Annotated in this window: 22 protein-coding genes and 1 pseudogene; 10 read left to right on the top strand and 13 right to left on the bottom strand. The window is 61.0% G+C overall.

Annotated elements, in window-relative coordinates; genetic code table 11:
- The first annotated feature begins 11 nt into the window (after positions 1-11).
- Positions 12-1,151, top strand: a complete 1,140-nt coding sequence (locus tag BUS12_RS16095) for a porin (protein WP_074296523.1) — start codon at positions 12-14, stop codon at positions 1,149-1,151.
- A gap of 72 nt (positions 1,152-1,223) precedes the next feature.
- Here BUS12_RS16095 and BUS12_RS16090 read toward each other — a convergent pair whose 3' ends face one another.
- Positions 1,224-1,736 carry a GNAT family N-acetyltransferase gene (locus tag BUS12_RS16090; RefSeq protein WP_171991645.1) on the bottom strand — a complete coding sequence of 171 codons (513 nt, stop codon included), beginning with the start codon at positions 1,734-1,736 and terminating at the stop codon, positions 1,224-1,226.
- Between the two features lie 60 nt (positions 1,737-1,796).
- Positions 1,797-2,582, bottom strand: a complete 786-nt coding sequence (locus tag BUS12_RS16085) for an alpha/beta fold hydrolase (RefSeq protein WP_074296521.1) — start codon at positions 2,580-2,582, stop codon at positions 1,797-1,799.
- 135 nt (positions 2,583-2,717) lie between these two features.
- Here BUS12_RS16085 and BUS12_RS16080 point away from each other — a divergent pair, with 135 nt between their 5' ends.
- Entirely contained in the window at positions 2,718-3,626 is a 909-nt protein-coding gene (locus BUS12_RS16080) for a LysR family transcriptional regulator (RefSeq protein ID WP_074296519.1), read from the top strand.
- On the opposite strand, the gene BUS12_RS16075 is transcribed toward BUS12_RS16080, so the two are convergent.
- On the bottom strand, positions 3,623-5,086 hold the full coding sequence (locus BUS12_RS16075) for a serine hydrolase (RefSeq protein WP_074296516.1): 1,464 nt from the start codon (positions 5,084-5,086) through the stop codon (positions 3,623-3,625). The genes BUS12_RS16080 and BUS12_RS16075 overlap by 4 nt on opposite strands.
- A 75-nt stretch (positions 5,087-5,161) precedes the next feature.
- Complete coding sequence (locus BUS12_RS16070; RefSeq protein ID WP_074296514.1) at positions 5,162-5,680, bottom strand: GNAT family N-acetyltransferase; 519 nt, start codon at positions 5,678-5,680, stop codon at positions 5,162-5,164.
- A gap of 76 nt (positions 5,681-5,756) precedes the next feature.
- Here BUS12_RS16070 and BUS12_RS16065 point away from each other — a divergent pair, with 76 nt between their 5' ends.
- Complete coding sequence (locus tag BUS12_RS16065; RefSeq protein WP_074296512.1) at positions 5,757-6,167, top strand: GNAT family N-acetyltransferase; 411 nt, start codon at positions 5,757-5,759, stop codon at positions 6,165-6,167.
- Between the two features lie 50 nt (positions 6,168-6,217).
- Here BUS12_RS16065 and BUS12_RS16060 read toward each other — a convergent pair whose 3' ends face one another.
- Positions 6,218-7,165 (bottom strand): alpha/beta hydrolase, encoded by a 948-nt coding sequence (locus tag BUS12_RS16060; RefSeq protein ID WP_074297574.1) that lies wholly within the window; start codon positions 7,163-7,165, stop codon positions 6,218-6,220.
- Between the two features lie 136 nt (positions 7,166-7,301).
- Positions 7,302-7,697: a tautomerase family protein gene (locus tag BUS12_RS16055; RefSeq protein WP_074296510.1), complete on the bottom strand. Its 396-nt coding sequence runs from the start codon at positions 7,695-7,697 to the stop codon at positions 7,302-7,304.
- Positions 7,698-7,802: 105 nt separating this feature from the next.
- On the opposite strand from BUS12_RS16055, the gene BUS12_RS16050 reads away from it, so the two are divergent.
- Complete coding sequence (locus BUS12_RS16050) at positions 7,803-8,678, top strand: LysR substrate-binding domain-containing protein (RefSeq protein ID WP_074296509.1); 876 nt, start codon at positions 7,803-7,805, stop codon at positions 8,676-8,678.
- Here BUS12_RS16050 and BUS12_RS16045 read toward each other — a convergent pair.
- From BUS12_RS16045 to BUS12_RS16035, 3 genes and pseudogenes are all read right to left on the bottom strand, one after another.
- Positions 8,671-10,338 (bottom strand): tetratricopeptide repeat protein, encoded by a 1,668-nt coding sequence (locus BUS12_RS16045; protein ID WP_143788334.1) that lies wholly within the window; start codon positions 10,336-10,338, stop codon positions 8,671-8,673. The two genes, BUS12_RS16050 and BUS12_RS16045, sit on opposite strands and share 8 nt — an antisense overlap.
- Positions 10,335-10,757, bottom strand: a complete 423-nt coding sequence (locus tag BUS12_RS16040) for an ABC-2 family transporter protein (protein WP_253190150.1) — start codon at positions 10,755-10,757, stop codon at positions 10,335-10,337. Before BUS12_RS16040 ends, BUS12_RS16045 begins: the two co-directional genes overlap by 4 nt.
- Positions 10,758-10,800: 43 nt before the next feature.
- Positions 10,801-11,058: pseudogene (locus tag BUS12_RS16035) on the bottom strand (ATP-binding cassette domain-containing protein); the annotation flags it as partial.
- Here BUS12_RS16035 and BUS12_RS39400 point away from each other — a divergent pair.
- Positions 10,939-11,220 carry a hypothetical protein gene (locus BUS12_RS39400; protein ID WP_253190091.1) on the top strand — a complete coding sequence of 94 codons (282 nt, stop codon included), beginning with the start codon at positions 10,939-10,941 and terminating at the stop codon, positions 11,218-11,220. The pseudogene BUS12_RS16035 and the gene BUS12_RS39400 overlap by 120 nt on opposite strands.
- Before the next feature lie 52 nt (positions 11,221-11,272).
- On the opposite strand, the gene leuS is transcribed toward BUS12_RS39400, so the two are convergent.
- On the bottom strand, positions 11,273-13,798 hold the full coding sequence (leuS, locus tag BUS12_RS16030; protein ID WP_074296506.1) for a leucine--tRNA ligase: 2,526 nt from the start codon (positions 13,796-13,798) through the stop codon (positions 11,273-11,275).
- A gap of 354 nt (positions 13,799-14,152) precedes the next feature.
- Here leuS and bla point away from each other — a divergent pair, with 354 nt between their 5' ends.
- The 4 genes from bla to BUS12_RS16010 all read left to right on the top strand — a co-directional run bounded on the left by bla (position 14,153) and on the right by BUS12_RS16010 (position 18,776).
- On the top strand, positions 14,153-15,025 hold the full coding sequence (gene bla, locus BUS12_RS16025; RefSeq protein ID WP_290439564.1) for a class A beta-lactamase: 873 nt from the start codon (positions 14,153-14,155) through the stop codon (positions 15,023-15,025).
- Between the two features lie 340 nt (positions 15,026-15,365).
- Entirely contained in the window at positions 15,366-16,466 is a 1,101-nt protein-coding gene (gene dnaN, locus BUS12_RS16020) for a DNA polymerase III subunit beta (RefSeq protein ID WP_074296505.1), read from the top strand.
- A 219-nt stretch (positions 16,467-16,685) separates the two neighbouring features.
- A complete protein-coding gene (locus tag BUS12_RS16015; protein ID WP_074296504.1) occupies positions 16,686-17,162 on the top strand; it encodes an OsmC family protein in 477 nt (158 codons plus the stop codon).
- Positions 17,163-17,222: 60 nt separating this feature from the next.
- Complete coding sequence (locus tag BUS12_RS16010) at positions 17,223-18,776, top strand: class I SAM-dependent methyltransferase (protein WP_074296503.1); 1,554 nt, start codon at positions 17,223-17,225, stop codon at positions 18,774-18,776.
- Between the two features lie 37 nt (positions 18,777-18,813).
- On the opposite strand, the gene BUS12_RS16005 is transcribed toward BUS12_RS16010, so the two are convergent.
- From BUS12_RS16005 to BUS12_RS15995, 3 genes are all read right to left on the bottom strand, one after another.
- On the bottom strand, positions 18,814-19,617 hold the full coding sequence (locus BUS12_RS16005; protein ID WP_074296502.1) for a lipid II flippase Amj family protein: 804 nt from the start codon (positions 19,615-19,617) through the stop codon (positions 18,814-18,816).
- A gap of 96 nt (positions 19,618-19,713) precedes the next feature.
- Complete coding sequence (locus tag BUS12_RS16000) at positions 19,714-20,178, bottom strand: hypothetical protein (protein WP_074296501.1); 465 nt, start codon at positions 20,176-20,178, stop codon at positions 19,714-19,716.
- A gap of 161 nt (positions 20,179-20,339) precedes the next feature.
- Positions 20,340-21,308 (bottom strand): LysR family transcriptional regulator, encoded by a 969-nt coding sequence (locus BUS12_RS15995; RefSeq protein WP_074296500.1) that lies wholly within the window; start codon positions 21,306-21,308, stop codon positions 20,340-20,342.
- 140 nt (positions 21,309-21,448) lie between these two features.
- Between BUS12_RS15995 and BUS12_RS15990 the strand changes: the two genes are divergently transcribed.
- The gene (locus BUS12_RS15990; protein ID WP_074296499.1) at positions 21,449-22,765 is read left to right on the top strand and encodes an MFS transporter; all 1,317 of its coding nucleotides are present in this window, start codon (positions 21,449-21,451) and stop codon (positions 22,763-22,765) included.
- Positions 22,766-22,811 lie beyond the last annotated feature (46 nt).

Raw genomic sequence — 22,811 nt, 5'->3', positions numbered from 1 at the left:
TCAGGACAAACATGAAGAAGACTTTGGTTATCGCCCTATGCGCGGCGGGGTACGCCTGCGGGGTGCAGGCACAATCGAGCGTGACGCTCTACGGGGTGATCGACGCGGGCCTTTCCTATACGAGCAACGCGAAGGGGCATGCCGCATGGCAGGCGGGCAGCGGCGATGTGACGGGCAGTCATTGGGGCTTCGTCGGTCATGAAGATCTCGGTGGCGGTACAAAAGCGATTTTTCAGCTCGAAAACGGCTTTAGCGTAATGAACGGATCGCTTCGCCAGGGCGGCCGGGAGTTCGGCTATCAGGCGTATGCAGGGCTGTCGAACAACCGCTTCGGCACGGTGACGCTCGGACGCCAGTACGACTCGGTCGTGGACTATGTTGCGCCGCTCAGCTTCACCGGCATTCATCCGGGTGGCAACAATTTTTCCGCTCATCCGTTCGACAACGACAACCTGAATAACTCATTCCGCGTCAACAACTCGGTGAAGTTCACCAGTACGTCGTACGAAGGATTGCGCTTCGGCACGCTGTACGGCTTCTCGAACGAAGCGGGCGGCTTTGACGACAATCGTCTGTACAGCTTCGGCGCTGCGTACAATGCGGGTCCGTTGAGTCTCGGTGCGGGCTACCTGCAGGCTAACAACGGCGGCAGCAGCAACACAAACGGCGCACTGACCTTGACTGACCGCACCTTCATCGCCGCACAGCAACGAATCTATGGCGCGGGTGCGAACTACACCGTTGGCGCGGCGCGGTTCGGCTTCGTGTGGACGCGCACGCAACTGGGTGGGCTCGATACGATCAACGGGGCGAACAGTCTCGGTCTCGCGGAGAACGGCCAGGGTGCGAGCTTCAACAACTATGAAGTGAACGCAAGTTACGCGCTGAGCCCGGCGCTCAGCCTGACCGGCGAATACACGTACACGGACGCGGCGCTTTCTACGGCGAGTGGGCAGCATCATCCGAAGTGGCAGGAAGTGTCGGTGCAAACCGATTACATCCTTTCCAAACGCACGGACCTGTATCTGCAGGCGAGCTATCAGCACATCGACAGCGACGGGTCAGGATTGACGGCCGATGTAAGCGGGCAAGCGCTTTCCTCGACGGACCAGCAGGTGGTGGTGGGCGTGGGGATGCGGCATCGGTTTTGATGGGTTTATGCCAGGCCCGTGTGTTGCCGGGGTATTGGCGACACACGGGCGCAGGAACGGTGGTGAAGGGCTTCAATCCACTGCAATCATCACCTTGTTTTCGTGTTTGACGCCGCCTAGTTCGAAGTACGTCAGACCATCTTGCTTCATGCCGAGTGAGCGATAGAAAGCGATGGCGCTCTCGTTTTGCGAGTTCACCATGAGCCAGATCGAGCGGCTGCCGGTTTTCGTCAATGCGATCTCTTTGGCCCTCGTCAACAAGCCCGAGCCGATTCCCTGTCCGGCGAAGCACGCCTGAACGTAGAGCGTTTCAATCTCCGTCTGAATGTCCGCATGTTGCGAAGCGAAGCGCACGACGATATAGCCGGCGAGATTCCCCTCGCGCTCGGCGACCAGCATGACAGCGCCAGGGTCTTGCGCAAGCGTGCGGAATCGCTCGGGTGTAAAGGATGCCAGCACGTATTGAGCGATAACCTCGGAGATGCCCGCCGTCGCATAGGTGTGAATCCAGACCTGCGCGCCGAGCACCGCAATACGCGGCGCATCGTCGGCGAGGGCGGGGCGAATCAGGTACGTGGAGCTCATGTCAGTCTTTTGGAGGAAGGCGCGGATCGGCGCTATTCTGACATGCATGCGAAGCATGACTTAGGGATGTGCAAGCGATTCGACAAACTCCTGAATGAACCCGGCCACTTCAACCGGCGCCTCGAGCGGTGACAGGTGGCCGCTGCCCGGCACCACCTGCATGCGCGCGTGCGGAATGTGGGGAAGCAGTTGTGAGCGCAACGTTTCGACACTGTCCACCCGGTCCAGTTCTCCTGCGATGACAATGGCAGGCACGTCGATCGCCGCAACTTCCCTGGTGATGTCTTCGAGGCTCGCGTAGAGCGGCCATGCGGCTTTGGCCTGAGGGGCGCCGCGCAGGCTGTCTTCAATGACCTGCTCGCGATGTGCAGCGCTCAACGGTTTCGCGGTAAGCATGTGATCGATGGCTGCTTCGACCGACGCGCGAGACGTATAGGCGCTCTCCATCTGTGCGCGCACTTCGGCGGGAAGCACCAGCGGCACCGGAGGCGAAGGCGCAACCATGACCAGTCCCGCGAGTCCCTTGGGACGACGCGACGCCAGCAGTTGTGCGATCTTGCCGCCCATTGAGTGACCTACCAGCACGAACTGGTCGAGCCGCAGCGAGTCGATGACACCTTGCGCGTCGTCGGCGAAATCCGCGAGGGCGTAGCCGCTAGCGGGGGCGTCGGAGTCTCCCCAGCCGCGGTGATCGGGCGCGACCGTGCGGTAGGCCTTCGGTAGTGCGGCGATGACGTTGTTCCATGTGCGTGACGAGCCGCCCCAGTAGTGCAAAAACACGATGGCGGGCGTGCCGTTGCCCTGATCGGCGACGTGGAGGTGAATGCCGTTCGATGCGATTTTCATTGCGATGCTCCTTCGATATCCCGTTGCTTCAATGCTGTTTCCGGACCCTGAAGCGATAGTAGATTGAAGCATCGGGCGCGATAATCCCGCATCCAGTATCATCAGTCGATCGTCAAATTCCTGAATGGACCCGCCATGGACCGTTTCGCGAGCATTGCCGTTTTTGTTGCAGCGGTGGACGAGGGCAGCCTGGTGGCGGCCGGCAGACGTGCCGGGCTGTCGGCATCCATGGCCGGGAAGTATCTGAGCGCGCTGGAGGCGGATCTGAACGTGCGCTTGCTGCAGCGGAGTACGCGCAGCCTGAGCCTCACGGAGGCCGGTCGCGCCTATTACCTTCGCTGCAAGCGGATTCTCGAAGAACTCGACGACGCCAACAGCGAAGCGAGCGACGCACACAGCACCGCGCGGGGGACCTTGCGTGTCGCTGCGCCGGTCACATTCGGCGCGATGCATATGGGCGATGTCGTGGCGCGGTATCTCGAGAGCCATCCCCACGTGAACATCGAGGTTGCGCTCGACGACCGGTATGTCGATCTGCAGAACAACGGCATTGATGTCGCTATCCGCATTGGCCGCTTGCCTGATTCTCAACTTGTCGCGCGGCGTCTCGCGCCATGCCGGATGACCGTCTGTGCCTCGCCGGCGTTTCTCGCGCGTGAAGGTGTGCCTGCCACGCCGGAGGATTTACATCGCGCGCCTCGTCTGGCATTCAGCGAGGCGGTCTCGATGCCTGAATGGACGCTGACCGACGAAGCGGGCCGCGAGCACGTGGTAGACGGGCCGCACCGGATGCAGGCCAACAACATGCAGATGCTGCTTTCGGCGACGCTCGCCGGAGTCGGTATTGCATACGGTCCCACGTTCGTGTTTGGACCGCACATCCGGGCGAAGGAACTGGTGGTACTGCTGCCCGGTTACCGTGCGCCCGAGTTGACCGTCCACGCGGTTTATCCGACCGCCCGCTACGTGCCGTCCAAGGTGCGCCGGTTTATCGAGTACCTTGCGGATGCATTCGGCGACCGGCCACCATGGGACGCGTATTAACCGCGCGACACCGCAGCGCCGCGGCGTTGGAAGCGGATGTCTGCGACGGTTGGTTCCAGCGGAGAACTCAAGCTGTCGATAACGCCGTCCGCATTGAACTGGAAAGTCACTTGCAGAGGCGGGCCAAAGCGGGGATCGCCGTCCTCCTTGAGTTCGAACGTCGTGCCGTCGCAGCTTAGCAGGACGCCAGTCAAGCCTCGCCAGCGCCAGCCCACTACACCCGCGTCTTCATCTTCGAACACCGAGAACTCGCCGTATGCGGGGTGCGCGTAGTCACCGACGTAGTCTTTCAAAGGCCGGGCAGGTTCGCTCCAGGTTGCCCTAAGCGCCTCGCGGCTGCGCCGCTCCGTCTCTTCCGCGTCGAGCGCTTTACGTCGCCTCTCGCGAAACGTCTCCAGCCAGTCGAGAGGTTCGTGCGAGCGCAGGCGGTCGAAGACGGAATAGATCAATAGCTCGTTCACCGGACCAGGATCGCGATTGGTGAGGACAACCATGCCGAGACGATGCTCGGGCATCATGCTCATCATCGAACCCCATCCCGGCAGGGACCCCGTATGCGAGACCGTTCGATCACCGCGATACTGCTCGCAGCGAAGCCCCAAACCATAGTGGCGAGTGCCGATCTCGCTGAACTCCGATTCTTCAAAGTAAATCTGCGGGGTCGTCATCTGCTGTATGACGCTTTTCGACAGTAGCTGAGATCCGTTAGCTTCGCCTTGAGAAAGCAGGAAACCTAACCACTTTGCCATGTCCGAGACGGACGTGTTGATGCCTCCCGCGGGCGCCGCGTGCATCGGCCACAACCTGCCTCGATAAACGCGAGCGGCATCTCGGGGATGCGGCGAGGCATGATCGGTTGCGGTCTCAAGTGCCTGCGTCGAAAGGCTGACATGCTTAAAGCCTAACGGACGCAGCAGGCGTTCGGTGGTGAAGGTCTCCCAGCTTTGTCCGCTGATCTGCTCGGCCACGACGCCAGCCACCACGTAGCCGAGATTGCAGTACTGGCTGATCTCGCGAAGCCCGCGACTCGGCTGCAGGTAACGCATGGCCTCCAGAATGTCGGCACGCGAGCGCTCGCCCGGCGGCGACCAGATCCTGTCGTGACGCGGCAGGCCGCTTTGATGCGTAAGCAGGTCGTGTACGGTGAGGTTCTTTGAGGCGATCGGATCGTAGAGCTGGAAATTCGGCAATACGTCCTGGACGCGCGTGTCCCAGTCCAGCCGCCCCTCGTCGACGAGCAAGCCGAGTCCGGCGGCCGTGAACGACTTGGTCAGGGAGCAAAGCATGAACTGCGTGTCGATTGTCACGGGCAAACGGGTTTCCATATCGCGCGTGCCATAAGCCTGCAGCTTGATGACTTCGCCGCCCTGTACCACTGCGAGCGCGAGTCCGGGAACTTGCCAGTGCGCCATGGCCTCTTCGACCAGACTGTCCAGGTTGCTCAAATCGGGTTCGCTCATCGTATCGATACCTCCTTAAGGCAGTTCCCAATGTCAGTGGCTCGCGGGCGGTCGAGTCACGTAGTGCTCTCGAGACTAGTCGTCCAGACGCAGCATCATACGGTGCTCGTCGTAGAAGCGATCCCCGATGCGTATGGCACGCGGTTCGAAACCGTACCGCTCGAATCCGACCGATCGATACAACCCTTCCGCCCTTGGATTCTCAGTGTGTACGGCGAGATGGAGTTGCAGCAGCTTCATTTCGCGAGCGTGTGCAACGGTCGTGTCGAGCAATTTGCGGGCAACACCGCTGCCGCGCCAGGCCGTGTCAACGAAGACCCCCCAAAGCATGGCTCGATGAGCGACCTGAGCCAGCGGCTCGCGCCTTAAGCCAACAATGCCAATCAACTCGAGTCCGCTAAACGCGCCGAATACGATCTGATGCTCGTTGTGGCGAATCCGCTCGATGATGGCTTGAGGTGTGAGTCCCGCTTCTTCTTCATAGGTGGGCCACAGTGCTGCTGGGGAGTCCAGAATGGCCTTTAGACGGAGCGCCTTGAATGCCGGTGCGTCGTTGCTGGTCAAGGGCTTGATGACGAGTTGAACGTTGTCCACTGGTGTCTTTGGTAGAGTTGGTATTGGCTTATGATACTTCTGCGACAATGATGAGGTTTTCTACGACCATCATGCCATGCACCTGGACCTTACCGACGATCCCAAGGCGGATGACGAAGCGTTTGTCATTGACCAGACCCGCGCGTACAACAGGCGTTTTTCGCAGGGCGGGGCACAACGACTTTGCGTATTCGCCCGTGATGATGAGGATCACATTATTGGCGGGCTGACCGCCAAGACCTACTGGCAGTATCTGGACATCTCTTTTCTTTGGGTTGACGAGCGTCACCGGAAGCTCGGTTATGCAACAACGCTAATGCTGGCCGCGGAGGCAGAGGCGCGGCGGCGTGGCTGTAAGCAGGTCATCGTCGATACTTTCAGTTTTCAGGCGCCGGAATTCTATCGAAAGCTAGGCTACTCCGAATGGGGCCGCCTCACTGAAATGGACGGCGTGCATGAGCGTCATTTCTTTCGCAAGGCGCTTTGAGTCGCACGACTTACTGAGTCGATAATCGCCGGTTGACGCAGCGCAGGGACCTATTGACGATCACTCGTTGAGTTCTTTACGAAGGTTGAAATCGCATCAACGACATTGTTCGCTAAAGGAAGATGCGGGTCCGTATAGGCGGCGAGGTTTTCGCTTCGGTCAGGCGTATGGACAGCCTTCAAAACATGATTGGCATCGGGGAGGAACACCAGCTCCGCCCGAGGATCCGCCTGCTTTAGCCGTTGCGCATTTTCAGGTGCGACCTGAAGATCCCGCATGCCTTGCATAATGAGCACGGGCTTGGTGTAACCCGCCAGCAGGGTAGCGGGATCAAGTGTCAATTCGCTCATGAGAAAACGCTGAATTTGTGGCCCGAACAATGGCAGCAAGAGGGGATCGATCCTCGTCGCGTCCACCGCGTGCCCAGCTTCGAGGGATTCGAGTATCGACATGGCATTGTCCAGAATCGCGGCATTTGCCGGGTTCGATCGTAACTGTTCCCTCAACACTTGCCCGAGCGGACGTCCTGCTGTGGCGACCAGGATTAGCCCGCAAATGTCGTGGCTGTCTTGCGCGGCCTTTAGCGCCACCAGGCCGCCTTCGCTATGACCCAGCACCCAGACGCAAGACACGCCGGTCCGCTTGCGGATAGTCGCTGTCCACGAATGCACGTCGCTCGCGTAGTCCTGGAGGGTGACGTCATTGGCATCGGGTATGGCGGATGCGCTACCGAACATCCCTCGCTTATCGATTCGAACCGAGGCGATACCGCGGCTCAGCAGTCCTTCAGCGAGCAATTGATAGGTTGAGGTGTGAAGGCCGTTTGGGCCGTCGCCGTTCCGGTTGGTCGGACCAGAACCCGGCACGATCAGGACGACGGGCGCGCCGCGGCTTGCGGGCGAAAGCAGCGTGCCACGCAAGGGACCCATTGGACCGGGTGCTTCAAGCTCGGTTTGTACTGTCTGCGCGATGGTTGCGGATTGGATAGCTGCGGCCATGGCGATAGCGGCGAGAAGGCTCATGCGCAGTGCCTCCGAGGCACGAAGACGAGACCCGGAAGTGTGCCACATGGCCGGAAGTTAGCACGACCCGCGCAAGCAATCGTTGCAAACTTCTCCGCTCTCACCGGATTCTTCAGGAAGCATGCTGATGCCGGTACTCCTGCGTCACCCCCTCGTATCCATACCCCGCCGCACTGCATTCGACCACATGAACGTTCGAATGCGGATGAACCTCGTCCAGCAGTTTCGACAGCAGTTCGAACGCGGCCTTGTGATAGGCCGCGATCTGAAACTTCGTGTTGGTCCCCTCGGTAATCGAAACCGTCAGCCGGAACGAGTTTTTGCCAAGCTCCGCAAGCGACTGCTCATTGATAAACCAGTCTTCAAGAGCGATGTACTGAACAGCCACCGTCGTGTTCACCGGCTTCTTGTCGAGCAGCGTGCACGTAAGCGATGTCAATTCGCGCGCCACGGTGCGGGAAAGCGCCGCATTGGGCGTACCGGAGAGGTTCACAGAGATGCCAGGCATATTGCCCTCCAAACATGAGTAGGAGACAGCATCGTGCCTGTGTCGTTGCTATTGGAAAAGCGGGAATATATGATCCCATCCATCGGAAAACCAGTTGGATAGGACATGCGACGCTTCGATCTTGATGCCCTCAATACGCTCGTGGCGGTCGCAGACCTGGGCAGTCTGTCCGCGGCGGCCGCGCATCTGTGCCGGTCGCAATCCGCGGTCAGCGAACAGGTGAGGAAACTCGAAGAGCTCTGCGCCTTGACGCTATTCCTGCGCGGCAAGAAAGGCGTCAGCCTGACTCCGGCCGGCGACCGTCTCCTCGCGCATGCCCGTTCGCTTCTGCGACTCAACGACGTTGCGTGGCTGGACATGCAAGGCGTGGTGTTGTCGGGCGATCTGCGGCTCGCCATCACCGATTACTTTCGGCCTACTGATCTGGCAGGCATTCTGAAAGGTCTGGGCGAACAGTATCCGCGTCTGCGTCTGCATGTTTTCATCCGCAAAAGCGCGCTGATTGAACACGATGTGGAGCGCGCCGATTTCGATCTTGGGATCTCCATGTCCATCGTCGGGCGTGGGGAGGAGAGCGACGAGGACACTGCGCACCGGCGCGTTGCGCTAAGACGCGAACCGCTGATGTGGGTTGCGGGCGCATCGTACAAGGTGGATCGGAGCGCGCCGTTGCCGCTGATCACGTTGCCGGGTCATTGCTCGATGCAGCGGTTTGCCCTCGCGAAGCTGACGGAACAACGGATCCGCTATTTCGTTGCGCATACCGCCTCAGGCATTAGCGGCTTGCAGTCGGCACTTTCAGCCGGGCTCGGCATTGCTTGCCTGAATGCATCCGCTGTCCCCGGCGGGGTTCGGGCGTTGGAACGCGAGATCGACCTGCCCGAGTTGCCCATGGTCGAGTTTTCGCTGCTGATACCTCGCACCGGCGAATCGGATAGGGTGCGCGAAGCGGCCGACGTGTTGATCAACCGGTTCAAGTAGCGGCGTCGGCCTGCTGGTTTCCTTGCCCCTGCCGCGCGAGTCGTTCCAGCAAAGCATGAAACGCCTGCTTGATGCGCTCTACCGCCGCCGTCTTGTACGGAAACTGCTGGTTCCGTCCATGCACGAGCATGCTTGCATTGACCTCGAACACGACGACGGCGCCGTCACGATCGAGCGCGCAGTCGATGCCGAAATAGTCCAGACCCATCGCGTCGCGAATCGACCGCAAAGCCGCTTGCTGCGCGGCGCCGAAGACGCGCCACGGATCGTCCAGAAACGCCCGTTCCTCGTCCTGCATCCAGGTATGGGTGGTCATGCTGGTGGTGACGTGGTGGACTTTCCATTTATCGTCGATGGCGAGGTGATACGGCAGGATCTCGTCGCCAACGCAGAAGAAACGGTATTTGCGGAAATAGCCATCGTCGGATCGGTAGTCGACAAACGCGGTGAGATAGTAGCTGCGTGGTTCGTGTCCGCCAAGGAATGTATGCAGTTGCGAGGCACTCTCCATCTTCTCGAAGTCGTCGCCGCCGTGTGTGCCGGCGGGTCTTACCAGCAACGGAAACGTTAGCATGGCTGATGAATCGGAGGCGAGCAGGTCGCGCAGCTCAACTGCCTGATACTGCCGCGTTTGCGGTACGCGACAGCCCGGCAACGCCGCAAGGCGTCGCGCAATCGACTCCCGGCCCGTACCCTCGATCGCCTTGGGAGGGTTGACGACCGGACCGCCAATTTGCTCGACAAGCGCTTGCGCGGGTGCGAGGAAGGCGTGTCCCCGATCGACATCGGAAATCAGATTGACGACAACGTTTGCGTAAACGCGCAGCCGATCGACGTCGTATTCCGTGTCCGGCAACAGGGTGACGATATTGCTTTCGAAGCGCGCCTGCTCGATCAGATACTCGATGGGGGTGTTACCCGCACTGGGTCCGAACACGAACAGCACGCGGAAATCCGGCGGTGCGACGATGGCGGGCACGGTGATCAGCGGCTTCAATTTCAGCGCACGCCGATAGGTCGCGTCGGCGGCGCTATGGAGACCTAGCGCCTGCTGCAGATTGGCGACGATGTGCAAGGTGGTGGCATCGTCGGGTTCGTGTTCAAGGGCCTGTTTGAAATGATCCAGCGCGCGTTGCCGCCGTCCCGCGCAAGCTTCGGCGAGTCCGATCTGGCGATGCACCGCGGCGTGATCGCCGGGGCGGTTCAACAGTTGACTGAGCCGGCCGATTGCTTCGTCGAACCGATCGCGCCGGATCAATACCTGGCCGAGTCTAAAGCATGCGTCCCAGTGATTGGGGTCGAGGTCCAGTGCTTGTCGATAATGCGTTTCGGCCAGGTCGAAACGGCCTTCCTGATGATACGAAGAGGCCAGAGAAAGAAGACGATCGATGGGCATGATGGGAGCGCACCGCAAGCGAGCCACGTGGTGGTCATGCATGCGGGTGGTAAAGCGATGGTTCAGTGGGTCTTCATGTCCGGCGGAAGAGGTTGAACCTTGCTGGACGGGGCGAATGAATCGAGCATAGCAGCGCCGCGCTTCGTGCCAATCGTGCCTTGAAGTGGAAAATTTACGGCAGGTTACGAGAGGGGTGTTTGGTAAGGATGCGTAATGCGAGGGGGTACTACGTGCCGATGGACGCTCTAAAGCCCACGCAGTCAAGTTCCGGTCGACGTGTACTTCCGCACCCCGAAGCGCCACGCCACGAAGCTCGTCGCAAGGAACGCGAATCCCACCGCGGGCGCCAGCGGCAGGAACCACTCTGGCGCACCGAGCGGATCGGCCTTGTGCAAAATCGCCAGCACCGGAAAGTAGGCGATGCAAGCAATCGGCACGACGAAAATCAGAAAGTTGCGGAACCAACTAGTGTAAAAACCGAGCGGGTACTGCGCAGCCTGCACGCCGCCGTAAGTCACCACGTTGACCACCTCCAGACTTTCGACGGTCCAGAAGGCGAGCGTTGCCTGCAAGACCATCAGTCCGAAGAACAACGCTACACCCCCGGCAATCGTCCAGAGCGCTAACGCAACTTCGCCCACACCCCAATGAAGATCGAGTGCCCGGGTGGCTACTGCCAGCACCAGCAGGCCCTGAATCAGACGGCCGATCACTCGCAGCCGGAAGTCGTAGCCGATTGTCGAACGGGACACGTCCTTCGATCACGACGCGGCCGGCAGTGGGGCGCAGAATGCCGGACAGAATCTTGATGGTGGTCGACTTGCCTGCGCCGTTGGGGCCGATAAAACCGAGCAGTTCGCCGCGTTGCAGACTGAAGCTGACGTCCTTGAGGGCCTCCACCTCGCGCCAGCGACGCCGGAGCAGGCTGAGCAAGCCGGGTTGGCGCTCCGCGATGCGGTAGGTTTTAGCCAGGCCTTCGACCACGATCTGAGACATGCCATCCTCGCTGAGTCGTCGATGCTGCCGATTGTTTTCAGCCCGACCGTGCGGACCGAAAAGCGCAAGATGTTAGCAGAAACCGGGACGTGGCCGTTCGTGGCTGAGATTCACCGCTCCAAAACAAATAAGCACTCCTTGCCCGCTTAAAGCAGACAAGGAGTGCAGAGGCGTCTACGCCAACCCGGATCGTAGAAGAACCCTATTCCCCGACGACAAAATTCACCAGCCGCCCGGGGATGGCAATCTCCTTCATCACCTTCCGCCCCTCCAGCAAAGCGCGGACCTGTGGTTCGGCTTTCGCCGCTGCCGCGAGAGCCTTCGCGTCGAGCCCGGTCTCGCCGTGGAAACGATGTCGCACCTTACCGTTGACTTGCACGACGTACTCCTGGCGCTCATCGAGCGCCAGCTCCGGGTCGAAGTTCGGCCATGGCGCATACGCGAGTGTGCCGTCGTACCCCAGCTTGCCCCACAACTCCTCCGCAACATGAGGGGCAAACGGCGCCAGCAGCTTGACGAAAGTCTCCACCACTTCGCGCGGCCGGATGGAAGCGTGAGTCAGTACGTTAGCCATTTCCATCAACCGCGCGATGGCGGTGTTGAAACGCAGCCCCTCAATATCCTCAGTCACCGTGCGGACGGTTTTGTGCCGTAATCGCAGCAGAACTTCAGGCACATCCGGACCATCCTGCACCAGCGGATGCGGCATATCGTTGTCGTCGCAAACCATGCGCCACGCCCGCTCGAGAAACCGGCGCACACCGGTCAAGCCCGAGGGTTGCCACGGCTTGGCGACCTCCAGCGGGCCCATAAACATTTCATAGAGTCGCAATGCGTCGGCGCCGTACTCCTGCACCACGTCGTCCGGATTGACCACGTTAAAGCGCGATTTCGACATCTTCTCGACCTGGCGGCTCAGTTCCACCGTGCCGCTGAAATGCTTGCCGTCGCGTTCGACCACCTGGTCGGACTCGTAGTAGCGGCCTGCTTCGTCCTTGTACGAAAAGGCCAGCATCATCCCCTGATTGAACAGCTTGCGGAACGGCTCCTTCGTCGACACCACGCCGATGTCGTACAGCACCTTGTGCCAGAACCTCGCGTACAACAAGTGCAGCACGGTATGCTCGGGACCACCCACATAGACATCCACGGGCATCCAGTATTTTTCCGCTTCCTTGCTGACGAACTCGCGGTCGTTGTGCGGGTCGAGGAAACGCAGGAAGTACCAGCTCGAGCCGGCCCATTGCGGCATCGTATTCGTCTCGCGCATAGCGGGGATGTCAGTGCCGGGGGCGGTGGTTCGAACCCAGTCCTCCGCGCGGGCGAGCGGCGGCTCTCCGCCCGGAGCGGGCTTGTAGTCGTCGAGTTCGGGCGGCAGGAGCGGCAACGCGTCCTCGGGCAACGGCACGATCGAACCGTCGGTCAAATGCAGAACCGGAATAGGCTCGCCCCAATACCGCTGGCGGGAGAACAGCCAGTCTCGCAGACGATAGGTCACTTTCGCGCGACCGGCGCCGTGCTGTTCCAGCCACGTCACCATGGCCTGCTTTGCCTGCGTGACCGTCAACCCATTCAGGAAGCCGGAGTTGACCATCAGGCCGTCGCCTTCATACGCTGCCTGCGTGATGTCGCCGTTTAAACCATCGTCGACAACCCGTACGATTGGCAGACCGAAGTGTCGAGCGAACTCATGATCCCTTCCGTCATGCGCCGGCACCGCCATGACGGCGCCGCTGCCATAACCCGCCAGCACGTAGTCCGCGACCCACACCGGCAGGCGCTCACCGCTCACGGGATGGATAGCGTATGCGCCAGTGAACACGCCGCTTTTCTTGCGACCCGCATCGCCGCGCACGGTGTCGTCCAGCGTCTTTGCCCGCTCGATATACGTGTCGACGGTAGCGCGGGCCTCGGGCGTGACGATGCTGGCGAGCAATGCGTGCTCAGGGGCGAGGATGCAGCACGTCACGCCGAACAGCGTGTCCGCGCGCGTGGTGAAGACGGTCACCGAGTGGCGGCTGCCTGCAATCGGCAAATGGATCTCTGCGCCTTCCGATCGTCCCACCCAGTTGCGCTGCATGGTCTTCACGTTTTCGGGCCAGTCCAGTTCGTCCAGATCGTCCACCAGGCGGTCGGCGTAGTGAGTGATGCGCAGCATCCATTGGCGCATCAGACGGCGTACGACCGGGTCGCCCGTTTCGACGTACTTGCCGTCTTTCACTTCTTCATTGGCCAGCACCGTGTTTTGCGCGGGACACCAGTTCACGGCGACCTCGGCCTGATAGGCGAGGCCGCGTTCGAACAGCTTCAGGAATATCCATTGAGTCCATCGCACATAGGCCGGGTCGGTGGTGGCGAATTCCCGGCTCCAGTCATACGAAAAGCCCAGGCGCTTGACCTGGCCGCGAAAGGTTTCGATGTTGCGCTTCGTAGTGATGGCCGGATGAACGCCGGTACGCATCGCGTAGCGCTCGGCGGGCAAGCCGTAGCTGTCCCAGCCCATCGGATGCAGCACGTTGAAGCCGAGCATGCGCTTGTACCGGCACAGGATGTCGGTCGCGGTATATCCCATCGGATGCCCAACATGTAATCCCGCACCCGATGGATAGGGAAACATGTCCAGCGCATAGAACTTCGGTTTAGTTGGATCGATCTGTGCCCGGAACGTGGAATGTTCGTCCCAATAGGCTTGCCACTTGGGCTCGATCGCTTTTGGATCGTAGGCCATCTGTTACCCCTTGCCGGCGAAACGGGTTCAACCGGCTTTGTCCGTATGCAGCCGCGATTGCGGCGATGGAATGGCTACGGCCGCCAAGACGCCATGGCTCAGCGGCCGAGCGGTAGTCGGCGGATAGGGAGGTAGACAGATAGGGGCGTGCCAAGGCGTGGGTCGTAAAACCCGTGTACATCTGCCGAGGACGCGATAGTGAACACCATAAGAGCGTAACGGTTAGCCCGTAATGTGTAACGAGTTTGCACGAATCGCGGCTTTCTGTAAATCTTCGAACGTCGAGGTCCTTCGTTGAGGCGGCACTCGCGCACTCCTTAAAACATGACTGCTCCCGATTGAACAGGATAATCAGTGACTCATTTCACCACGCGTCGAAGTCTGATTCTTGGACTACCGCTGTTACTTGGCATCGGCGTTGCCAACCCGCTTTACGCAGCCGAATCGCCGCTAGCCGATATCGAACGCCGACACGGCGGACGCCTTGGCGTGTTCGCCGTCGATACCGGTTCGGGGCGAACGCTAAGTCATCGCGCGGATGAACGCTTTCTGATGTGCAGCACCTTCAAAGGGCTTTTAGCGGCACAGGTGCTTGCCCGTGTAGATAGCGGCAAGGATAGCCTCGAGCGTTTCGTGCGGTACACGGAGAAGGATCTGATCTTCACTTCTCCCGTGACGAAAGCCAACGTTGCGCAGGGTGCCATGTCGGTCGGCGCGCTTTGCCAGGCGATTGTGGAGGTGAGCGACAACACGGCGGCAATCCTGTTGATGCGAAGCGTGGGCGGTCCTGCCGCCTTGACTCAATTCGTTCGAAGTCTCGGCGATACCGTCACACGCTCGGATCGGTACGAGCCCGAGTCGAACCAATATAGCGGGGTGCTCGATACGACGAGTCCAAGAGCCATCACCCAGGCGGTGAGCCGAATTCTTTTAGGCGATGTCTTGAGTCCCCCGTCGCGTGCGCAACTGGAAAGCTGGATGGTCGCCTGCAAGCCTGGCCTCAACCGGCTTCGTGCAAGTCTGCCTGCGGACTGGCGGGCGGCCGACCGCCCCGGAACGAGCGTCGAAGAGGAAACAAACGACTACGCCGTCGTGCGGCCACCAGGGCGCGCGCCGCTTCTTGTCGCCGCGTACTACGATGCGCCCGGCGTGAGCATGGACGCTCGCGAGGCCGTCCTGCGCGAGGCTGGCGCTGTCTTCGTGCAATGGGTGACGGCCAGCGCTTGATGTATGAGGAGGGTTTCAAACCCGGCCTGTGCGTGCACATGATCGCACTGACAAGTGTAGCTTGTCAGTTGACTCCGGCTTATCCGCCGGTTATCGTGTGCACATGTCGAACGCGGGCCACATCGCGTTCGGCCACCCGCTCGGGGAAATGTGTCCCGGGCGCTTCGAACTCTCCATGATCGAATGCGCCTTGACCTCGCGAAGGTCTTGGCCGGTCACGCCGGCATGTTCCGTCCGTTTGGATCGGAACATCCACACTTTGCATTTAGGATGACGAAATAGAGGGCGACGGTGTTACCTGGTCGGCCGTTACATCGCCTCCCAATTGAAAGGAAACGCCATGCAGTTTCTTAAAGCTCCACGCGATGTTCTGATTCACCCATTGCAAATCGTCTGCGGCATCGTGGAGCGGCGCAGCACGCTTCCCGTTTTCTCCAGCGTGCTGGTTTCCACCGCCGGCAACCAGTTGCATTTCCGCAGCACCGACCTCGAGTTGGAACTCAGTGCAACGGAAAATATCGACGCCCGCGAGTCCGGCACGGCCTTAACCGTGAACGCACGCAAGCTGCTGGATGTGGTGCGAGCCATGCCCGACGCACCGATCAGCCTCGCTGTGTCAGGCACTCGTCTCATCATCCAGGGGCCAGGCAGCCGGATATCCCTGCATGCGGGGAGCGCGGAGGATTTCCCGCAGATCCGGCAAAGCGCGGAGCCGGAGATGGCGCTTTCTGTCGGCGCAGGCAATCTGAAACGCCTGCTGCACATGGTGCACTTCGCGATGGCGGATAACGACATTCGTTACTTCCTGAACGGCGCACTGTTGATTAGCGGATCAGAGCTCACGGCCGTAGCCACCGACGGTCACCGGCTGGCTACCGCACGTATCCCCGCCCAAACCGGCCACGATTCACGGGAGATCATCGTGCCGCGCAAGGCGATTCTCGAATTGATCCGCCTGCTACCTGACGACGACTCGACGGTTCTGCTCACCACCGCAGCGGGATATGCGAGTTTCGCGTTTGGGAAGATTCTCTTCACGTGCAAGCTGATTGCGGGCCGGTATCCGGACTTCAGGCGCGTAATTCCAGATGGGTTCGAGGCGGAGTTCACGATCGACCGTCAGGCGTTTTACGCGTGTCTGCAGCGTGCAGCAGTACTAACCACTGAGAAATTCAAAAGCATCCAATGTTCCGCGGGCCATGGCCGGTTGCAGGTCAGCGTCAGCAATCCGGAGGACGAGGAGTCGGTTGAAGAGCTTGAGATAGCCTACGATGGTGCGCCGGTAGACCTCAGCTTCAACATCCGCTATTTGCTGGACGCCATGGCGACACTGCGGACCGATACCCTGGAGGTTCGCTTGAGTTCAACCAAACTGAGCGCCCTGATCGTCGCACCGGGTGAGGAAGCGTTCAGGTACGTCGTCATGGCATTGCGGAAGTGATGGCGTGTTTTGCGGCGCGAGCGTGTTGCACCGTAGCGTGCCGGAATCGGATAATGTCGGATATTAACCGTTGGGGCGACCGTCCATCCATTCCATGAGCTACCGCAGACGCTCCATCTACAATGCACGGCTCATGTACCTGGGCGTTGCGCTCGCCTGAGCGACGGTACGGCTTGGACCTTCGATCCGAACCGATTGTTTAACCTGAAGGAGAGTGGCATGGCATATGGCGAGCACAAGTACCAGGTTTCAGTGCAGTGGACCGGCAACCGCGGCACCGGCACGTCGGGCTATCGCGACTACGGACGCGATCATACGATTCGCTCGGGCAGCAAGCCCGACATTCCAGGCTCGTCGGACGCAGCGTTTCTCGGCGACGCGGCACGCTGGAATCCGGAGGATCTGCTTGTCGCGTCCGCATCGGCCTGTCACAAGCTGTGGTACCTGCACCTGTGCGCCGATGCCGGCATTGCGGTGCTGGACTATCGCGACGACGCGGAAGGGACGATGCTCGACAGTCCGGAGCAGGGCAAATTCACGCGAATCGTGCTGCGCCCTCACGTGACGATTCGTGCGGGGGATGACCCTGACCTCGCCGCGCATCTGCATCACGCGGCTCATGAAAAGTGCTATGTTGCGAACTCGGTCAATTTCCCGATTGTCTGCGAGCCGACCATCGAACTCGCTGCAACCTGACCGGGTGCGGCAATCCGCGGACCCCGCAAGGACATCCGCGCAACGAACGAGAGCAAAGACGTGGGCGAGTGCGATACGGGGTACGTAGATGAGATTGCCTACACGTTCGGCTATTGCGACGAGCTGAATCCACTACGGCTGAAGCTTCCGTTGCTGTATGCCGGGCTTGTACCGCCCTCCGTTGGTAACGCATGCGAGCTCGGGTTCGGGCACGGCGTCAGCGTCAACATTCACGCGGCCGGGTCGAGCACGCAATGGCATGGCACCGACTTCCACCCGCCTCACGCGCACTTCGCCCAGCAACTCGCCGAGCGCGCCGGATCGCAGGCGCAATTGTCCGGTGAACGCTTCTCTGAGTTCTGCCGGCGCGACGACCTGCCCGATTTCGATTTCATCGGCATGCACGGCATCTGGAGCTGGATCTCCGAGGAAAACCGCGCGCTGCTTGCCGAATTCATCCAACGCAAGCTGAAGCCCGGCGGCGTGCTGTACCTGAGCTACAACACGCAACCCGGTTGGACACCAATGCTGCCTGTGCGCGAATTGATGCACCGGCATTTCCAGATCGGTGCTCAATCCGCGCAGCATGACGGCATGACTGCTGAGGCGCGCATGGCGGCTCGCATCAAGGACGCCGTCGGTTTTGCGCAAGCCGTATTCGCGACGCAGCCGGGCTATGCCGTGGTTAACCCCTTGCTGGCAGAGCGTGTCGAGGCGGTCTCCGCGGAGAGGCCGGAGTATCTCGCGCATGAGTACTTCAATCGCGACTGGCATCCCATGTCGTTCTTGCAGGTGGCCTCGTCGCTGACTGCGGCCGGTTTGAGTTATGGCGGATCGGCGGACTATCGCGATCATGTCGACGAGATCAACCTCAGCGCGGCGCAACGCGCTCTTTTGGCGGGCATTGCCGATACAGGCTTGCGTGAGTCGGCGCGCGACTTCTGCGTGAACCGCTCGTTGCGGCGCGATTACTGGATCAAGGAACCCCGCACGCTGACGGATGACGAGCGCGATACGGCGCTGCGCGCGCATCGCGTGATCCTCGCGCTGCCGAGAGCGTCTGTGGCGCTGAAGGTGCGTGGCGCACTCGGCGAAACGACCTTGCCGGAAGCGCTATACGGCCCGATTCTCGACGCGCTGTCGAGCCATCGCCCCGTGCCTTTGTCCGATATCGAACGCGATGTTCGCGCGCGAGGCATCACCTTGGCGCAGATCGTCGAGGCCGTGCTGCTGCTGATCAGCATGGGCGCATTGCTGAATGCCCAGCACGACGCGCAGATCAGCGCGGCCCGGCCGTCAGCAGAGCAGTTGAACGCAGCAATCTGCGAGCAGGCGCGTCACCATGACGACGTGCATTTCATGGTGAGTCCGGTTTCGGGATCGGGCGTTTTTATGCCGCGTTTGCCGCAGCTTTTTCTGTTGGCGAGGCGACATCAAATGCAGCAACCGGCGCAATGGGCCGAATTCGCAGAGGCGGTGTTACGCGCGGATTCGGAATCAAGCCAGAAAGCTAAGGCATCGCCATCAACAGTTTCTTTGGCCGATCTGACGGCCAAAGCGCAGCGCTTTGCGCAACTTCATCTTCCACTCTTGCAGGCATTGGGCATTGCTTAGGAGGGCATTCCTTGGCACGACGCAACCGCACGCGCGCCTAGATCGCTTCCGCCACCCGCACGATCAAAAACGCAGCCGGAATGAGCATCGCCTGCGCGACGAGCGTGCCCACGACGCGTGCGCCGATCAGCGTCGTAATCGCGCGGCGGAACCGATTTTCCGTGACCCGTCCTTCGATGACGTCGTCGGTCATGACGGAAATCTGCGGATCGATCATGACGGTCAGGACGATCGTCGCAAAGCCGTTGATGACCGACGACAGATTCGCGCAGGTCACGCGCAACTCCGGTTTCAGAAAACCCGCGTATAGCGACGCGAAAACGCCCACGGTCCAGAGCGCCATCGCCAGCACGTTCAATACGATGACCTTCCACGACACGCCTGAGCCGCTCGCCAGTTGCGTCACGTTGGTGCGTGACGGCAGACGCGCGCCATGCCGGATGTAAGCAATGCCGCCGCGACTGAAGGCGTGGAGCGCGAGACGCGGAAGCGAGCGGTGCGCCTGGAAGTGCACGACGGCGCGGCTAAAGTAGCGCTGAAACGTGGGGATGAGGAGCGCGCCGACGATGGTGGCAATCGTCGCCGCCAGCAGGAGCAAACGAAAATCGCCGAGCATGCCTTGCGCAATGTGCTGCGCGATATCCTCTTCGACGCGCTTTGCCAGAAACGGCCCCTGAAAAGAATTCGCGGTGCGAGACACGAGGGCGATGATGCCGAACAGCGCGAACGATACGGCGATCCTGCGCGTGCGCACCCCTGCGATCCGGACCGCGTACGCGAGGGTCGCGATCACGTGAATGACAAAGGTCAGTGCGCAAATAATCAGTAGCTGGGCGTCCATGATCGAGGCGGTAGTCGCGGCCCCGCCAGTCTACATGACGGCAGATGACGCCCGCGAAGCTGCTGTCGTGCACATGCTTGAACTACTCGCATCCATTCACGCGCGTTTGCGGGCCACTGCCTGATAAGGTTCGCCGGCGCTGAACCGGTCCAGCCGGTCGCTTGCCTCGGTAACGGCCCAAAGCGGGGCTTTCTGCAATTGATGGTCGTACACCGTCGCGATCGCCGCGAAAATCTCGTAGCCGGCGCGCTCGAGTACCCATTCGCCCGAGGTACGGCCACGCTCGAAGCAGGCGGCGCTCGCGGCGTCCGCGGTACGCAGCGCTTCAGGGGTCAGCGTGCCGTAGCCCGCCTCGACGATGAAGGCGACGAGGAGCATCGCCTGCGTCACGGTCTGGGCGGCGCTGACGCTGCCTTGCCCGCGTCGCAGGCTGTCGAGTGCGAGGTGGACCTGCAGGGCAAGTTCTTCCGCGGTCGCCCTCGGAAGCGGCAGCAACATAGCCTTTGCTGCCCGCGCGCGGGCGGCCTGGGTGTTGCCGGAAAACGGAATGGTCTTGGCCATGAGCGGGCACGTGAAAGGTTGGCAGATGCAATAACGGCCTCTCCGGCAAAAGCTTAAGGCCCATCTGCACAGTCGGCCGTCGAATGCCGGCCGGCTGCACTCGTCGTGCTCAGCCGTGGAATGACCTTCGGCCACAGGCGGCGACGAAACACGCTTCCCGCTCACGCCGCCACATACCGCATCTCCCTCGATTCACCCATCAACAGCGCGCGATTTTCATCGGCCGCCGCGCGCAGATAGTCCCACAACGAAGTGACGCGCCGCAGCTTGCGCAGATCTTCGCGGCAGCAGAGCCAGAAATGCCGCGTCACCACAACCTCGTCCGGTAAGACCGCCTCGAGCAGCGGATTGAGCTCGGCCATGAAGCAGGGAAGAATGGCAAGCGCATTGCCTTGCAGCGCAGCATGGTATTGAGCGATCACGCTGGTGCTGCACAGATTGGCCGTGGCGTTGGGGATGGTGCGGTCCAGATAGAGCAACTCGCGGCTGAAGGCGAGATCCGCGACATAGCTGATAAACGCGTGGTCGCGTAAGTCCGTCACCGTGTTGACGGGCGGATGGCGATCCAGATAGCTGCGCGTTCCATATAGCTTGAGCCGGTAGTCGCACAGCTTGGTGTAGACGTACTGGCCGCGCTCGGGCCGCTCGAGCATGATGGCGAGGTCCGCTTCGCGTTTGGAGAGACTGACGAAATGCGGAACCGGCAGCAGGTCGATTGAGATGTCAGGATGCTTGCCCGCGAAGCGCGCGAGTTGCGGCGACAGAAAAAAGCAGCCGAAGCCCTCGGTCGATCCCACCCTCACGTGTCCCGAGAGCGAGTGCGCGCCACCCGTGAATTGTTCAGCGGCGGATTGCACGGTGGTTTCGACGGTGTCGGCATAGGCGAGCAGACGCTGGCCGTCTGAGGTCAGGACGAAGCCGTCCGCGCGCGACTTGTCGAACAGCACGGTGCCAAGCGCAGCTTCCAGTTCCCTTACGCGACGCGCCACGGTGGTGTGATCGACGCCCAGGCGCTTTGCTGCGCCGCTTGCCCGTTGGGTTCGCGCCACCTCGAGGAAGTAGCGCAGATCGTCCCAGTTCAAACTTTGCATCCGGTCTCCGTGCAGCAGGGCACTTGTGTTTTTTTGCATATCAGATGGGCTTTTTCATCTCTATGCCGTGGATATTCGAATAACTATACTCGGATGCAAGCCGCTGGAACAACCACGGCTTAGGCAGCCCGCGCGATTCGCGCGATCGGCGAGCCTACAAAAAAGACCGGAGACACAGGATGCAGATGCAATCGACCCCCGACCGGGCGCCAGTTGGCGCACCGCTTCCCAGGCGCGCCAGGGACTACCTGCTCGCCGGGTGGGCCAGCATGGCCGGCACCACCATCGAATGGTATGACTTCTTTCTCTACGGCACGGCTGCCGCGCTCGTATTCAACAAGATCTTCTTTCCGACGCTCGATCCCATCCTCGGCACGCTAGCCGCGTTTGCGACCTATGGCGTGGGGTTCATCGGCCGTCCGATGGGCGGTATTGTCTTCGGTCACTTTGGCGACCGGATCGGCCGCAAGTCGATGCTGCTCGTCACGCTGTTGCTGATGGGCATTCCAAGCATGGTGATCGGCCTGATTCCGTCGTATCAGAGCATCGGCTACTGGGCCGCTGCGTTGCTGGTGGCGATGCGGTTTTTGCAGGGCATGGCGGTGGGCGGCGAGTGGGGCGGCGCCGTGCTGATGGCGGTGGAACATGCACCGCCTGGCCGCAAGGGCTTCTTCGGCAGTCTGCCGCAAACCGGCGTGGGCTTCGGACTGATCTTGTCCTCGCTAGCCATGGCCGCCGTCACCGCGCTGCCGGAAGCCGACCTGCTCGCATGGGGCTGGCGCATTCCGTTTCTCGCCAGCATTGCGCTGGTGGTAGTTGGCTGGGTGATCCGCATACGCGTGCCCGAATCGCCGGACTTCGAGCGCGTAAAAGCGCGCGGCGAGCCGGTGAAGGCGCCGATCCTTGAAGCGATGCGCCGCCATCCGCGCGAACTGCTGATCATCATCGGCGCGCGCAGTGCGGAGAACACCTGGTTCTATCTGGTGGTCGCGTTCGCGCTGGCCTATGCGGCCAACCAGTTGAAGATCCCCAAGGCCGCCATCCTCCATGCGATTACCGCGGGTGCCGTGCTGTCCTTGTTCACCATGCCGTTTTGCGGCTATCTGAGCGATCGCATCGGCCAGAAACGCCTGTTCCTGATCGGCCTCGTCATCATGTGCCTGTTTGCGGCGCCGTTCTTTGCGATGCTCGGCACGCGCGATCCGTTGACCGTCTGGTGGGCGATGGTGCTGGGCGTCGGCGTCGTGTTCCCGATTCTGTATGCACCGGAGTCACAGTTATTCGCTTCGCAGTTTCCGGCCGAGATTCGCTATAGCGGGATCTCGCTGTCGGTGCAGATTGCCGGCGTACTGGGCGGCGGTATCGCGCCGATGATCGCGACCGCCTTGCTCGCCGTGGGCGCCGGCCGCCCGCACTACGTGGTGGTTTATATGGTGGCGCTCGGCGTTGTCGCGTTGCTCTGCACGCTGATGATGCGCCCGCGCGCCGACCACTAGTCCATCCGTAGCCCACTCACCTTATCTATCCGAACCTAACCGAGAG

Source organism: Paraburkholderia phenazinium, assembly GCF_900142845.1.
Taxonomy (GTDB): domain Bacteria; phylum Pseudomonadota; class Gammaproteobacteria; order Burkholderiales; family Burkholderiaceae; genus Paraburkholderia; species Paraburkholderia phenazinium_A.
This window is presented reverse-complemented; position numbering and strand designations above follow the sequence as displayed.